12 protein-coding genes are annotated in these 14,244 nt (G+C 66.1%); 6 read left to right on the top strand and 6 right to left on the bottom strand.

Going from position 1 to position 14,244, the window contains the following annotated elements:
• The first annotated feature begins 163 nt into the window (after positions 1-163).
• The 6 genes from AC5Y4T_RS20030 to AC5Y4T_RS20005 are packed head-to-tail and all read left to right on the top strand — an operon-like array spanning position 164 to position 7,630.
• Complete coding sequence (locus AC5Y4T_RS20030) at positions 164-1,369, top strand: cytochrome P450 (RefSeq protein ID WP_499955021.1); 1,206 nt, start codon at positions 164-166, stop codon at positions 1,367-1,369.
• Positions 1,366-2,202, top strand: coding sequence for a mycofactocin-coupled SDR family oxidoreductase (locus AC5Y4T_RS20025; protein WP_499949386.1), 837 nt, complete (start codon positions 1,366-1,368; stop codon positions 2,200-2,202). Before AC5Y4T_RS20030 ends, AC5Y4T_RS20025 begins: the two co-directional genes overlap by 4 nt.
• A gap of 33 nt (positions 2,203-2,235) precedes the next feature.
• The gene (locus AC5Y4T_RS20020) at positions 2,236-3,204 is read left to right on the top strand and encodes an enoyl-CoA hydratase/isomerase family protein (protein ID WP_499921064.1); all 969 of its coding nucleotides are present in this window, start codon (positions 2,236-2,238) and stop codon (positions 3,202-3,204) included.
• A gap of 19 nt (positions 3,205-3,223) precedes the next feature.
• Entirely contained in the window at positions 3,224-5,575 is a 2,352-nt protein-coding gene (locus AC5Y4T_RS20015) for a CaiB/BaiF CoA transferase family protein (RefSeq protein ID WP_499955019.1), read from the top strand.
• A complete protein-coding gene (locus AC5Y4T_RS20010; RefSeq protein WP_499921066.1) occupies positions 5,572-6,333 on the top strand; it encodes an SDR family NAD(P)-dependent oxidoreductase in 762 nt (253 codons plus the stop codon). Before AC5Y4T_RS20015 ends, AC5Y4T_RS20010 begins: the two co-directional genes overlap by 4 nt.
• Before the next feature lie 19 nt (positions 6,334-6,352).
• Positions 6,353-7,630, top strand: a complete 1,278-nt coding sequence (locus tag AC5Y4T_RS20005; protein ID WP_499921132.1) for a hypothetical protein — start codon at positions 6,353-6,355, stop codon at positions 7,628-7,630.
• On the opposite strand, the gene AC5Y4T_RS20000 is transcribed toward AC5Y4T_RS20005, so the two are convergent.
• From AC5Y4T_RS20000 to AC5Y4T_RS19975, 6 genes are all read right to left on the bottom strand, one after another.
• Positions 7,627-8,991: an HNH endonuclease signature motif containing protein gene (locus AC5Y4T_RS20000; protein ID WP_499921068.1), complete on the bottom strand. Its 1,365-nt coding sequence runs from the start codon at positions 8,989-8,991 to the stop codon at positions 7,627-7,629. The two genes, AC5Y4T_RS20005 and AC5Y4T_RS20000, sit on opposite strands and share 4 nt — an antisense overlap.
• Positions 8,992-9,067: 76 nt before the next feature.
• Entirely contained in the window at positions 9,068-10,189 is a 1,122-nt protein-coding gene (locus tag AC5Y4T_RS19995; protein ID WP_499921069.1) for a M24 family metallopeptidase, read from the bottom strand.
• The gene (locus AC5Y4T_RS19990; RefSeq protein WP_499921070.1) at positions 10,179-11,414 is read right to left on the bottom strand and encodes a M24 family metallopeptidase; all 1,236 of its coding nucleotides are present in this window, start codon (positions 11,412-11,414) and stop codon (positions 10,179-10,181) included. The genes AC5Y4T_RS19995 and AC5Y4T_RS19990 overlap by 11 nt, the downstream gene beginning before the upstream one ends.
• A 108-nt stretch (positions 11,415-11,522) precedes the next feature.
• The gene (locus AC5Y4T_RS19985; RefSeq protein ID WP_499955017.1) at positions 11,523-12,746 is read right to left on the bottom strand and encodes a cytochrome P450; all 1,224 of its coding nucleotides are present in this window, start codon (positions 12,744-12,746) and stop codon (positions 11,523-11,525) included.
• Positions 12,743-13,465: a TetR/AcrR family transcriptional regulator gene (locus AC5Y4T_RS19980; protein ID WP_499921074.1), complete on the bottom strand. Its 723-nt coding sequence runs from the start codon at positions 13,463-13,465 to the stop codon at positions 12,743-12,745. The genes AC5Y4T_RS19985 and AC5Y4T_RS19980 overlap by 4 nt, the downstream gene beginning before the upstream one ends.
• 131 nt (positions 13,466-13,596) lie before the next feature.
• On the bottom strand, positions 13,597-14,226 hold the full coding sequence (locus AC5Y4T_RS19975; protein WP_499921075.1) for a hypothetical protein: 630 nt from the start codon (positions 14,224-14,226) through the stop codon (positions 13,597-13,599).
• Between the last annotated feature and the right edge of the window lie 18 nt (positions 14,227-14,244).

Genomic DNA, 14,244 nt, shown 5'->3' with positions numbered 1-14,244 from the left:
CGTTCATGCGTCGTTTTCTCCCGAGCTTGCGCACAAATCAGAGCGACGCAATTAAGCGGAGTGTACAAATTGCCCCGACCGAATCCAGCGCTGCGACGCTGGCAGCGCTAGCCCTGGTGCAGGTGATGCGGGCGTCTAAAACTGCAGCGGTAGGAGGGATTTCGTGACGGCGAGCACCGATAGCCATGTTCGTTTCGATCCATACGATGTCGGGCTGATCGCGGACCCGTACCCCATGTTCGCGCGATTGCGCGAGGAGGCGCCGCTTTACTACAACGCCGAATACGACTTCTATGCCGTGAGTCGCTACGCGGATGTCAGTAAGGCGCTCGTCGACCACGAGACATTCAGCTCGGCGCGTGGCGCGATCCTGGAACTGATCAGGGCCAACCTCGAAATCCCGCCGGGCATGTTGATCTTCGAAGACCCGCCGATTCACGATGTGCACCGCAAACTGCTGTCCCGCATGTTCACCCCGCGCAGGATCGCCGCGCTCGAGCCGATGATCCGCGACTTCTGCGCGCAGTGCCTGGATCCGTTGGTCGGCTCGGACCATTTCGACTTCGTCACCGACCTGGGCGCGCAGATGCCGATGAAGGTCATCAGCATGCTGCTGGGCATCCCCGAGGAAGACCAGGAGTACATCCGGGACCGGGGCAACGCGCAGCTGCGTACCGAGGCCGGAAAGCCCATGAGCGCCGCCGAGCAGGGGCTGTCGGTGGGCGAGCAGTTCGAGGCCTACATCGACTGGCGCTCCGACCATCCATCCGACGACATCATGACCGAGCTCCTCAACGTCGAGTTCGTGGACGAGACCGGCACCACCCGGCGGCTGTCTCGCGAAGAGATCCTGGTCTACCTCAACGTGGTCGCCGGGGCCGGCAACGAAACGACGACACGGCTGATCGGTTGGTCCGGGAAGGTTCTCGCCGAACACCCCGATCAGCGCCGGGACCTCGTCGAGAACCCGACGCTCATTCCGCAGGCCATCGAGGAATTACTGCGGTACGAGCCGCCGGCGCCGCACGTGTCCCGCTATGTGACCCGCGACGTCTCCGTGCACGCCCAAACCGTGCCCGAGGGCAGCGTGATGATGATGCTGATCGGGTCGGCCTGCCGCGACGAGGCCCAGTTCGGGCCCGACGCAAACGAATTCAACATTCACCGCACGGTGCGCCCGCACCTCACCTTCAGCATGGGAACGCACTTCTGCCTGGGCTCGGCGCTGGCACGTCTGGAAGGCCGCATCGCGCTGGAGGAGATCCTGAAACGATTCCCGGAGTGGGAGGTCGACCTGAGCGGTGCCGTTCTCAGTCCGACATCAACGGTGCGGGGCTGGGAGTGTATGCCGGCGCTGGTGTCACGATGACCGGGCGAGTCGAGGGCAAAGTCGCTTTCATCAGCGGTGCCGCGCGCGGTCAGGGGCGCAGTCACGCCGTCCGTCTTGCGCAAGAGGGTGCCGACATCATCGCGATCGATGTCTGCGGTCCGATCGACAACCTGGCTTATCCGCACGCGACCCCCGAAGACCTCGCCGAGACCGCCGATCTGGTGAAAAACCTCGACCGGCGCATCGTGACCGCCCAGGTGGACGTCCGCGACTACGACGGGCTGAAGGCCGCCGTGGACGGCGGGGTCGAACAGCTCGGGCGTCTCGACATCATCGTCGCCAACGCGGGGATCGGCACCTTCGGCAACAAGCTGCACAAGATCGGCGAGCAGATCTGGCAAGACATGATCGACGTAAACCTGTCCGGCGTCTGGCACACCGTGAAAGCCGGTGTGCCGCACATCCTTGCCGGCGGACGCGGTGGCTCCATCGTGCTGACCGGTTCGGTCGGATCGCACAAAGCCATGGCGTACACCGGTCACTACATCGCCGCCAAACACGGTGTCCTCGGCCTGATGCGGGCGTTCGCGGTCGAGCTGGGCCAGCACAGCATTCGGGTGAACTCGGTCCATCCCAGTCAGGTCAATACGCCGATGACCATGAACGACATCACCTTCCGGCTGTTTCGACCGGATCTGGAGAATCCGGGGCCGGAGGACTTCGCGCCGTTCTCCCAGATGACCCACACGATGCCGGTGCCCTGGGTGGAAGCCATCGACATCAGCAACGCCGTCCTGTTCCTCGCCTCTGACGAATCTCGTTACATCACCGGCGTTTCGCTGCCAGTCGATGCGGGCGCGTTGCTCAAATAGCGTCAACTAAGAATCAAGTGAAAGAAGAAGCCCATGCCCGAATATGACTACGCAAAGCTGAAGAAGGAAGCCGAGCAGTACATCAAGTTCGAGAAGGACAAGAAGAACCGGATCGCGTACATCACGTTCGATCGTCCCGACGCGCAGAACGCCACCAGTTTGGGCATGCGGCAGAACTACGCGGACCTGATCCACAAGTGCAACGTGGACGACGACGTCAAAGTGGTGGTGATCCGCGGCGAGGGACAAGATTTCGGCAGCGGCGGCGACCTGCCCGAGCAGCGTCCGATGCTGGAGAACCCGGGCCTGCCCCTGCATCACGAGCTCGCGATCAACGACGACGACGTCAAGTACCCACCCGGTGGTTCGTACCGCTACCTGTCCACCGTCACCGACTTCTACGCCAAGGCCCGCGCCGGAAACCGTCCGCTGCAGGAACTTCGGAAGATCAGCATCATCGAGGCCAAGGGCTACTGCTACGGGTGGCACTTCTATCAGGCCGGCGACGCCGACCTGGTGATCTCCAGCGACGACGCCCTGTTCGGGCACCCGGCGTTTCGGTACGTGGGCTGGGGACCCCGGTTGTGGTGGTGGGCCGAGACGATGGGCCTGCGCAAGTTCTCCGAGATGTTGTTCACCGGAAGGCCGTTCAGCGCGAAGGAAATGTACGACTGCGGCTTCGTCAACAGCGTCGTGCCCCGCGACCAGCTGGAGGCCGAGACCGAGAAATACGCCATGGCATGCTCACGGTCCCGCCCGACCGACACGGTCGCGGTCCAAAAGACGTTCCTCGAGCTGTACAAGCAGCACAAGGGCGAGTACTTCGGCAGCCTGCTGACCGGCATGGTCGAGGGCATGCTGCCGATGATCCAGAACGACGCGGAAGAGGTCGACCTCACCGAAGGGACTTTCAACAAGGGCCTCAACAACGTGGTCAAGGACAACGACATGAACTTCCCGCCGGAGTGGCGCCTGAGCCGCTCGGGCCGCGCGAAGCCCTGACCGTTTTGGCGAGGCGTGCATGTCCGCGCTGACGGGGATCAGGGTCGTCGAGTTGGCCGAATCCGTCGCGGGGGAGTACTGCGGGAAGCTGCTGTCCGACTTCGGCGCCGAGGTCATCAAAATCGAGGCTCCGGAGGGCGGCAGCGCGACCCGCGCGATGGCGCCCATCCTCGCCGACGGGTGCGAAGGCAGCGCGCTGTTCGCCTACCTCAACACCAACAAGCGCTCCGTCGTACTCGATCGAGGCTCGGCGGCCGACGTCGAGCGGCTGCACCGGCTGATCGACACCGCCGACGCGGTCATCGACGGCCGGTCACCGGACTGGTCCGCGCGCCATCCGTCCGTGGTCTTCTGCTCCATCACCCCATACGGGCAAGGGGTGGCCGCCGAGTTCGACAATGCCCGCAGCATCAACGTTTTTCACGCCAGCGGGTGGGGATATCACACTCCGAGCCATCCAGACCCCGCCAAGCCCCCGCTGCAGGGACCGGGTCGCTTCCTCGCCGACTACGAAGCCGGGCTGGAAGCGGCGCTGTGTGTCGTGTCGTCGCTGTGCGGGCGTCTGCACACCGGCCAGGGCGAGTCCATCGACGTCTCCCAGCAGGCCGTGCTGGTCTCGCGCGCCGATTGCATCCTGGGTCGCCTCGTCACCGGCGAAGTGCCGGCCGACGGTGCGCGCGCTGATTACGATCAGGCCGGGCCGGCATCGTTCTTCGCCTGCGCGGACGGCTTCGTCTACTTGTACATGACCAGCGCTGCGCATTGGTCCGGGGTGAAAACCCTGATGGACCAGCCCGAATGGCTCGACGCTTTCGAGGACGACTGGCTGGAGTTCTCCGTCACCGCAAAGAAGGTCACCGCGTTTCAGTGCGGATTCGCCTCCTGGGTTGCCGGCCTGCCGAAAGAGCAGGCATCGGAAAGGGCCCAGCGGCTCGGTGTGCCGCTGGTGCCCGTCAACGGCGCCGCCGACCTGCATCAGTCGCCACAGTATCGCCACCGCCGCTTCTTCCAAGGAGTCCGCCATCCGGTGCTGGGTGAAGCGGCGTATCCGACCGTGCCCTATGCGTTCAGCGCATCGCCCGCCCGAATCACCAGTGCCGCACCCGGTCTCGGTGAGCACACCCGGTCGGTGCTGAAAAGCGTCGACTCCCCGCGCGCCCGGCCGACGGTCAAGTCGGCGCAACTGAAGCCACCCAGGGATGCCAGGGGCGGGCCGCTGGAAGGCGTGCGGGTCGTCGAGCTCACCAAAGTGTGGGCCGGTCCGTACGCCGGAAAGTTACTGGCGATGCTGGGCGCCGAAGTGATCAAGATCGAGACGGCCGACAGCCCCGAGGAGATGCGCGCATACGGCGGCACCGACATAAACCACGCGCCCTACTTCCTGAGCATCAACCCCGAAATCCTCAGTGTGGACCTCGATATCAAGTCGGCACAGGGGATGGCGCGGCTGCGCGAGCTGATCGCGCGCAGCGACATCGTCATCAACAACCTGCGCCCGGGTGCCATGGAACGCCAGGGCCTGGGATACCGACAGCTCACCGAGATCAAGCCCGACATCATCTCCGTGTCGATCAAGATGTGGGGCAACGACGGGCCACTGGGTCACCAAACCGGTTATGCGCCATGCTTTGCCGCGCTGGCCGGGCCCGCCTCCCTGGTCGGCTACCCCGACGGGCCGCCGCTCGGGACGAGCATGCGCTACGGCGATTCGACGGTGGGCGCGGCGGCCGCATATGCCGCTGTGGTGGCATTGCTGCACCGGGAGCTCAGCGGCGCGGGTCAGTTCGTCGATGTGTCGGCCGTGGAGACCCTTTCTTCGATGATCGGTGACTGCCTGCTGGAGCATTCGCTGACCGGGCGGCCGCTGGGGCCCAGCGGCAATGCGCACCCGGATATGTGCCCCCATGGCTGCTACCCGTGTGCCGACGGCACGTGGATCACGATCGCCGTCGCGAATGATGCCGAATGGCAACGGTTGTGCGAGGCACTCGGCGCCGCGACCCTGGCCGACGAACCCCGCTACGCCACCCGCGAGGCGCGACACCGGCACACCGAAGCGCTCGACGCGGACCTCGCCCGGTTCACTCGAGGCCGGGACGCCGAGCGGCTCGCCGAGCGACTGCGCGCGGCCGGGGTACCGGCCGCCAAGAGCGCCACATCGGTGGATGTCATTGCCGACCAACGGCTGTGGGACCGCGAGTTGTACCGCTTCGTCACGGATCATCGCGAAGGCCAGCGCCCGGTGCTGGGGCCGTCCTGGCGGATGGCCCGCTGCCCGGCGCGGATCGAGCGCGGGGCGCCGGACCTGGGCGAGGACACCGACTATGTTCTCAACGAGATACTCGGCAGCCAACCGATTGGCGGAACATGACGACACTGGCCCGCACAGCGGCCCTGGTCACCGGCGCCAGCAGCGGCATCGGCACGGCAACGGCTCGAGCGCTGGCGGCCCACGGGGCCGCGGTGGCCCTGCTCGCCCGCCGGGTCGACCGGTTGACCGAGCTCAAGACTGAGATCGAATCGGCCGGTGGCACAGCGCTGGTGGTGCCTGCCGACGTGACCGATGCCGAACAGGTGGCGGCCGCCGTGCAGCGCACCGTCGCCGAGCTGGGGCGCCTCGACATCCTGGTGAACAACGCCGGCCTGATGCAATCGGCGCCCGCGACCGAGGCGTCGCTGCGGGACTGGGACAACATGGTGTCCGTCAACGTGCAGGGTGTCCTGTACGCCACCCGCGCCGCGCTTCCGCATCTGATCGACGCGGCCGCCGATTCGCCGCGCGGGGTGGCCGACCTGGTCACCGTCAGTTCCACCGCCGGCTGGGTGGCCCGGCCGAACACCGCGGTGTATTCGCTGACCAAATTCGGCGTGAACGCCTTCAGCGAGGGCCTGCGCCAAGAGGTGCTCGGCAAGCGGGTCCGGGTCGGGGTGGTGGGCCCCGGAACCGTCGACACCGAAATCTTCAGCCACCTCGCCGAGAAGTCGCGCGAGGCGTTCGAACGGCAGACGGCCGGTATGGTCATGCTGCGGCCCGACGACATCGCGGACGCCGTGTTGTTCATGGTGACGCGCGACCGCCGGGTCGCGGTCAATCACATGTTGGTGCGCTCGGCCGAGCAGACCTGGTAGCGGCGTGGCCTCGGATTGGGTGATCGGCGATCATTGCGGATTGCCGTTCCCGGTTGATCCCGCGGCATTGCGCTCCGGCGGGGTGCGGTTTTTGACCGACGCATTGCGGGCCTCCGGAGTGCTGGGTCGCAACGGCGTCGCCCGGATCGGTGACTTCCGCGAGATCAGCGGTGGAAGTACCGGACGCAAGGTCGTGTTGTCGGTCGAATACGAAAAGCCCGCACCGGATCTGCACACCGACCTGTTCGTCAAGTTCTCCCGCGATCTCGACGATCCGGTGCGCGATCGCGGAAAGACCCAGATGCAGTCCGAGGTGCGGTTCGCCTCCTTGGCACGAGCGCCCGGATTCCCCATCGCGGTGCCCAGCCCGCAGTTCGCCGACTATCACCGTCGTAGCGGCGCCGGGATCTTGATCACCGAACGAATCAATCTCGGCGCCAACGGGATCGAACGCCAATACCACAAGTGCCTCGATTACGAGATGCCCGCGCCGGTGGAGCACTACCGCGCGCTGCTCACCGCGCTGGCGCGGCTTGCCGGCACGCACCGGTCCGGCCGGCTGCCCGCGGAACAGACCGCGCACTTTCCGCTGGATGTGCGGGCGGCAACCGTCGGAAAGCGTGCGCCGCTACCGGCGGCCAAACTGAAACGGCGGGTCGATCAGCTGGCCGAGTTCGTCGGCGTTTGCCCCGGGCTGGTGCCGGCTGGCGCCGGCTCCCCGGAGTTCTTGGCGCGCTTGGCCGATGAGGCGCCTCGGTTAGCACTGTGCGAGAACGCGGTCGCCGATCACCTGGCCGCCGACGGCGACTACATCGCGCTGTGCCACTGGAACGCCAATATCGACAACGCCTGGTTCTGGCGGGAGGACAACGGCACTCTGCGCTGCGGCCTGATGGACTGGGGCTGCGTCGGCCAGATGAACCTGGGCATGGCCCTGTGGGGGGCGATGTCCGGCGCCGAGAACTACCTGTGGGATGTCCATCTCGACGACATGCTGGAGCTCTTCGTCGCCGAATTCGAACGTTGTGGCGGTCCACGCCTGGAGCCGGACCGGCTGCGCCGCCACACGCTGCTGTATGCGGCGGTGATGGGCGTGGCCTGGCTGCTGGACGTACCGGCGTTGCTACGTAAGCGATTCGACGTCGCACCGAGCAGCCGCACGGACCCGCGGATCAGGGACGACGAGGGCGTGCGCGCACCGCTGCAGATGCTGTCGAATCTGCTGCTGTTGTGGCAGCGGTACCCGCTTGGCGGCCTGCTTGACGAAGCCTTGGCCGAGGAAGGGCGCGTCGCTTAGGGTGCGTCGTCGTCTCTGTCGTGCAGCAGCTTCTCGGGATGATGAAACACGTTGACGCGGGGCCTACCCCGGTCCAGATGTGGGGGCGGAAGCCACTCGGTATCGCCCCTGGCGTTCTTGCGGGTGGTCCACCCGCCGGGTCGCAGGAGGCGGTGCTGGGGTCCGCAGGCGAAGGTGAGGTCGTTGACGTCGGTCGTCTGGCACCTGGCGTACTCGGTGACGTGGTGGACCTCGCAGTAGTAGCCGGGTGTGGTGCACCCGGGCGCCGAGCAGCCACGATCCTTGGCGTACAACACGATTCGCTGCCCGGGTGAGGCGAGGCGTTTGGTGTGATACAGCGCCAGGGCCTTGCCCTTGTCGAAGATCGCCAAATAATGATGCGCGTGACGAGCCAGCCGGATCACGTCGCTCATCGGCAGGATGGTGCCGCCACCGGTCAATCCGCGTCCGGCGGCGGATTCGAGCTCTTGAAGCGTCGTGGTCACCACGATGGAGGCCGGCAAGCCGTTGTGCTGACCCAACTCGCCGGAAGCCAGTAGGCCTCGCAGCGCCGCGTTGAGTCCGTCATGGTTGCGCTGGGCGGCCGATCGCGGATCGCGCTCAATGGCCTCTTGGGTGGGAGCCCCATCTATACAGGGGATTTCGTCCAGTGGATTGCACATGCCCGGCGCGGCCAGTTTGGCCAAGACGGCCTCGAACGTGGCGCGCGCCTCGGGGGTGAGCCAGCCGCCCAGCGCCGACATGCCGTCGGCTTGCTGGTTGCCCAGCGTCAGGCCGCGCTGCCGAGCCCGGTCCTCGTCGGTGAAGGTGCCGTCGGGATTGAGGCAATCGGCCAAGATGTCGGCCAGCTTGCCGAGCTGCTCGGGCCGATACCGGGTTCCCTCCATGGCAAGTTTGGCCTCGGCCTGCTCGCGGGTGGCCGCATCTATCCAGGCGGGCAGCTGGTGGTAGAACTTGCGGATCACCGAGACCTGGCCGGTGCCGAGCGCGCCGTCGCGTTGGGCCGCCGCGGTCGCCGCCAGCATCGGTGCGAGCGGCTCGCCGGTCAGGCCGTGGCGGGGGCCCAAATCGCGCGCCTCTTTGATGCGGCGGGCGGCTTCGGCGCGGCTGATCAGCGTCGTCTCCGCGATCGCATGCGACAGCGTTCCGCCGAGCTCCTCGGACGGTGCTTGGCGGGCAAGGGAATTGATCAACGGATGCTCGACGGCTGGGATGCGCCGGCGCTGCTTTTCGCAACGCTGTAACACCGCCAGCTGTTGCTGCGGGTGCAGGGCGTCGAAGTTCAGCGCGCAGAGTCGATCCCACGCGGCATCGATTGCGTCGAACACCGCATCGACATCCTGCTGATCACTCGGACCCACACCGTCGAAACTAGCCGCACCCACCGACAGAAACGGCGACCCTGTGACCACTGAAACCAAAGTGGCACAAGTTTTCTCATTGGCTCCACGACGGGCTGAGGGTAAGCACCTCGACACCGCTCTCGGCGATGTGCACGGTGTCTCGACGGAATACGGCGCCGACGCCCTGCTGCCACACATACCCGGTGATCGCCAACACCATCCCGGCCTCGATCCGGTCGTGTTCGCCCGCAGCCAAGAGTGTTTCGGACACCACGGGCGGATCGAACCCCAGGCCCAGCCCGTGCGCGACCGGCATCGGCGGGATCGGTTCACCGGCCGCGTCGTATGCGGCAAGCAGATCGCGGGTGTCCGCGCCCGCCCGGCAGGCGGCAAGCATCTTGTCGTACAACCCATCCGAGCGCTCGAAGAGCGTGCGGACCTCAGCGGTGACGGTATCGCCGACCGGCCAGGTGCGGCCGACTTCGGCGACATAACCATTCGCCAGCGCACCGGCGGCAAAGGCGACGAGATCGCCCGACCCGACCTCGTGCGCAGCAGCGCGCCGCCACGGCTGTTCTCGCGACGTCACCCAGGCGGCGTCCTGGGTTGCCGGCGTGCTCACTCCGCCCGCGGCCATCGCCTCCATCATCACCCCGGCGAGTGTCCGCTCCGAAACTCCCGGCGCCAATTCGGCTAGGGCGGTGGCCATCCCGTGTTTGGCGACACGCACGGCCTGATCCATCGCCGCGATTTCATCGGGGGTCTTGACGCGCCGCGCCGCACGCATCGCGGGCTCGGCATCGACGAGCTCGGCATTGGGAAATGCCTCGGGCAGCAGTGCCGCGAAAGTCGGTGTAATCGCGTCGGTTCCGACCCGCCGCGCAGCCTCGGCGCCGTCGATCTTCTTCAGGACGTCGATGAGCGTCATCGGGTTCCAGGCCAGGCCGTACAGGTGATCGTGGCCGATCTCCTCCGGAACGCCCTCGTCGTCGGTGCTGTTGAGGTAGATGTCTTTGGTGGCGCGCACCAGTACACACATCGGCCCGAAGGGTCGGGTACCGGCTATCCACAACTGCGGGGCGCCGGTGACGTAACGGATGTTGGCCTGCCGGCCGAGCACCAGGATGTCCAGACCGTGCCGCTCCATCTGGGCCAGCGCCCGTTCGCGCCGACCGGACCGCAACGCGAGCGTATCGGGCAGGACTTCAGTGGCCATAGGGGGAATAGGGGTAGTCGGTGATCGGCGCATAGCCGTCCTCGGTGATCACGACGATCTCCTCACTGCGATAGCCTCCGGTGCCGTCCTCCCACACCACGGGTTCGAGCACCAAAACCATGCCGGGAGAAAAGACGAAGTTGTCGTCGAACTCCTCGCCGAGGTCCGTTCCGATCATCGGAGCTTCGGCGGGGTAGGTGCCGATGCCGTGGCCCAGATAGAAGTGCGGCAGCCACGGTTTGCGGCCGCCATTGGCCGCGATCGCGGCGCGCGCCAAGTCGCCCGACGTCACGCCGGCTTTGGTGACCGCGAGCACGGCGTCCAAAATTGCGCGCCACTGCCGGAATTGGTCTTGCTGTCTCGGCGTGGGCGATTCGCCGACGATCCAGGTGCGTCCGAAGTCCGAGCAGTACCCGTGATACGCGATGCTGATATCGGTCCACAACACATCGCCGGCGGCCAGTTCCCGATCGGTCGGGAGCAGCGGCAGCGCGAGGTCACCGTGCGTCGTCCATACCCCGGCCTCCCGCGAAGTCGGCATCACCTGCCAGATGGCCTCCAGCATGTTGGTCGTGGCGCCGAGTTCGAACGCGTGCCGGACGAAGCTGGCCGAAAGATCGATCTGTCGCACACCGGGTCGTAGCGCCTGCTGCACGTCGACGATCGCCTGTTCGGTGATGCGGGCCGCCCTGCGCAGACAGGACAACTCGTCGCGGGTCTTCACCAATTGGGCGGCGCCGAGCACGATCGCCGCATCCGTCGGCGGGCCGCCGGGGAACAGCGTGTCCGCCGCCCGCCGCATCGCACCGGTGAGTTCGTCGACGGCGATGTGTGCCCCCGGCCGGACCAGACCGGCCAGATACCGCGCGAAATCCCGCACGCCATAGTCGGATTCGAGATAGGCCGGGCCATGCAGATGATCGTCGGGCACGGGATATTCCAGGGACGCCCCGCTGCGGAACGGCATGAACAGGTGCGGATGCACGTCCTCGGCGAGCACCACGGCGACCGGGCGCTCCATGTGCGAGAGGCCCGCGTCCAGGAGCGGCCAGCTGGCACCCGTCGCGTATCCGACGTATCCGTTCATCAGCAAGATCAGCGCGTCGACACCGTGTTCGGCCATCGCGGACCGCAGCCGTGCTCCGGTCTCGGTGCGCATGCGTGGCCAGTCCGGCTCATCGGGGATGTCGAGCACCGAGGCGTTAGCGGTAAGTGAGTCCGTCATGCGGGGTCCCCAGGAACTCCTTGATATTGCCGCCGAGACCGCTGTTGGCCCCGGTCACTACGGCCAATCTGCCACGCCAATCTGGAACTGCCAACAGCAGTTCGGACTTCACCACGTGACGGGCAGCTCGTAGAGGCCGTAGGCCAGCGCGTCGTGCTTGAACGGAAGGTCATTCAGTGGCACGGCAAGCCGCAACGTCGGAACGCGTTGCAGCAGCGTGGGCAAGACGATCTGCAATTCCATGCGGGCCAGTTGCTGACCCACACATTGGTGACGGCCGTAGCCGAAGCCGACGTGCGGCCCGTCTTCTCGGAGCAGGTCCAGCCGGTCCGGGTTGGGGAACTGACGCTCATCCCAGTTGGCCGGGCCGACGTCCAAGATGATCCCGTCGCCGGCATGGATCGTCTCGCCACCAATCTCGATGTCCTCGATGGCGATTCGGCGCTGGCCGGTCTGGATGATGCTGAGAAAGCGCATCAGCTCTTCGACCGCGGTCGCGACGACCTTGGGGTCATCGGTGTCACGCAGTAGGGCGCGTTGATCGGGATGCTCGAGCAACGCCGCGATGCTCAGGCTGATCATGTTCGCGGTGGTCTCATGGCCCGCGATCAGCACGCCCGTGGCGAGTTGTGCCGCCTCGCGCACGCTGATCTCTTCGGCGTTGACCCGCTCGGCGAGGTCGGAAACCAAATCCTCTGAGGAATTTTGCATCTTCGCCCGAACCAGGTTGGCCAGATACTTCGCCAACGAGGCGGCGCCCTGGGCGGTGTCCTGCTCGGTCGCGTAGCGGCCCATGCCTCGCTGGGCCTGTGCCTGAAAGAATTCCGCATCCTCATAGGGCACACCCAGCAGTTCGCTGATCACCAGCGAGGGAACCGGCAGCGACAGGGTGCCGACGACGTCGCCCGGCTTCGGGCCCGCCAGCAGCGCATCGATGTGGTCGTCGGTGATCTTCTGCACCGCGGGCCGTAACGCTTCAACTCGCTTGAACGTGAACGGTTTAGACAGCATCCGGCGAAACCGGGTGTGCTCTTCGGCGTCGGAGGTGAACACCGAGCGCGGCCGCTTGTGCACCGTGGCCAGCATGCCTTCATTCCAGTGCGGATAGCCGGGCAACCGGTCGTCGACGCTGGTGCGGGAATCGGTGAACAGCGCGCGGATCGCCTCGTAGCCGTGGATGAGCCATGGGGTGCTGTCGTCCCAGATCCTGACCCTGCTCAACTGCTTGTCGGCGTTGAGTCCCAATAGCTTCGGGGGAGGGGCGAACGGGCAGCCGGGCGCCCGTGCCATCGGAAACTCCGGGATATCGGTCGCGGTGGATCCCTCGGTCATCGTGCTCCTCGGTTGTTGTCCTGCGCGGTTGCCCGTTCTGCTTGGCCGCCGGCCGCACCGACGTGCACCGGTGCGCGCCACAGGCCGACGATCGCGTCGATCAGTCCTTCGCCGGCAACCGGCCACGGCGAACGGGACCGCGGCCCATGCTCTGCCAGTGCGCCTTCGTGTTCCGCGCAGGTGTGCATGAGCAGGTTGCGCACCATCACCATCCGTTCGGCGCGCACTCGCTTGGGCAGCTCCGGTAGGCAGCGGTCGATGCCGTCGAGCGTTTTCACCAGCAACGGTGACGACAGTGCGTCTTTGGTGACCACATGTCGGTAGGTCGGATCGGCCATGGCCTGTGCGGCGAAGCGCGCGTACCACGTCGGCGATCCCAGCGCGGACAGATGATCGGTCAACGGACGCACCAATGCGCCGACCCAGTCGCGCAACTCGGTCGAATCGCCGATGGCGGACAACATCTGGGCACGCAAGTCCTCAATCGGCTCGCGATGTTTGCTTTCGATCGCGCGGAGCAGATCGATCCTGGTGCCGAAGTGGTAGCACGCCGCGGCGTTGTTGCCCTGTCCGGCCGCTTCGCTGATCTGCCGGTTCGACACGGCGTACATCCCGCGTTCGGCGAAAAGCACTTCGGCGGCCGACAAGATGGCCTCGCGGGTGCCCGTCGACCGGTCGGGGCGAGCAACCCGCTCGGCAATCATCGCCTCAGTGAACACCTAGCGCCGCGTTAAATCAAGCAATTTATTTATTGCGCGGCGCCCAGGCTAACGCGGCCGGCCAAACGACGGTTCGTCGACGGCGATTCATCGTCTCGGCGAATCTGAAAGCGGCGCAACGGGTCACCGTTTTAGCCGCCGAGTCCTTTCTTGACCGCGGCGTCCTGCTTTTGGCCGACGTCGGTGACGAAGTCCGGCGGCACGAGAGAGTTGGGCGGGCCGTCGAATTCCAATTCGACAAAGGCCTTTCCTTCGGTGAACAGCAGCAGGGTGACTCCCTTGGCCCCGTCCGGCGAGGGGCCTGAGATCGTGGTGCCCCCTGTGCCGATCTCGATCGGCTGGGGTGGCCCGTGGACGTAGCCGTCACGCGTCGACTTCGCGGATTCCAACGCGCTCTGCGCGGCGGCAGGGTCGGACAGGACCTGAATGCTGTCGATGATCACGTGCGTGCGGTCGTTGTTGCTGAAAGTCGCGGTTGCCCCCGGTTGCCCGTTGGGGTTGTTGATCGGTGCAGTGGCCGTGAAGATTTCCGGGGCGTTGATATCGCTGGCCGCGATCAGTAGCCGGGTGTAGTCGGACGCCTGGGCGCCCGCGGACGCCGACGTCGTGGTGACGCCCGCCGAACTCGAGGTTGTCGATGATGGACCCGACGACGAGGTGGCCGGCGATGATTTCGAACCGCTGTTACAGCCGACCACCGTCGCGCCCGCCAACGCCAGCGTCAGCGGCAATCCGAAGGCAAGCCCGGAGAATTTGCTCATGAACGTTTCCTTCCGCCC

This window comes from Mycobacterium sp. NGS11, assembly GCF_059813315.1.
This window is presented reverse-complemented; position numbering and strand designations above follow the sequence as displayed.

Excerpts from the sequence above, each read along its gene's own strand:
- AC5Y4T_RS20025 (WP_499949386.1), top strand. The coding sequence starts at position 1,366 with ATGACCGGGCGAGTCGAGGGCAAAGTCGCTTTCATCAGCGGTGCCGCG.
- AC5Y4T_RS20020 (WP_499921064.1), top strand. The coding sequence starts at position 2,236 with ATGCCCGAATATGACTACGCAAAGCTGAAGAAGGAAGCCGAGCAGTAC.
- AC5Y4T_RS20015 (WP_499955019.1), top strand. The coding sequence starts at position 3,224 with ATGTCCGCGCTGACGGGGATCAGGGTCGTCGAGTTGGCCGAATCCGTC.
- AC5Y4T_RS20010 (WP_499921066.1), top strand. The coding sequence starts at position 5,572 with ATGACGACACTGGCCCGCACAGCGGCCCTGGTCACCGGCGCCAGCAGC.
- AC5Y4T_RS19995 (WP_499921069.1), bottom strand. The coding sequence starts at position 10,189 with ATGGCCACTGAAGTCCTGCCCGATACGCTCGCGTTGCGGTCCGGTCGG.
- AC5Y4T_RS19990 (WP_499921070.1), bottom strand. The coding sequence starts at position 11,414 with ATGACGGACTCACTTACCGCTAACGCCTCGGTGCTCGACATCCCCGAT.
- AC5Y4T_RS19985 (WP_499955017.1), bottom strand. The coding sequence starts at position 12,746 with ATGACCGAGGGATCCACCGCGACCGATATCCCGGAGTTTCCGATGGCA.
- AC5Y4T_RS19975 (WP_499921075.1), bottom strand. The coding sequence starts at position 14,226 with ATGAGCAAATTCTCCGGGCTTGCCTTCGGATTGCCGCTGACGCTGGCG.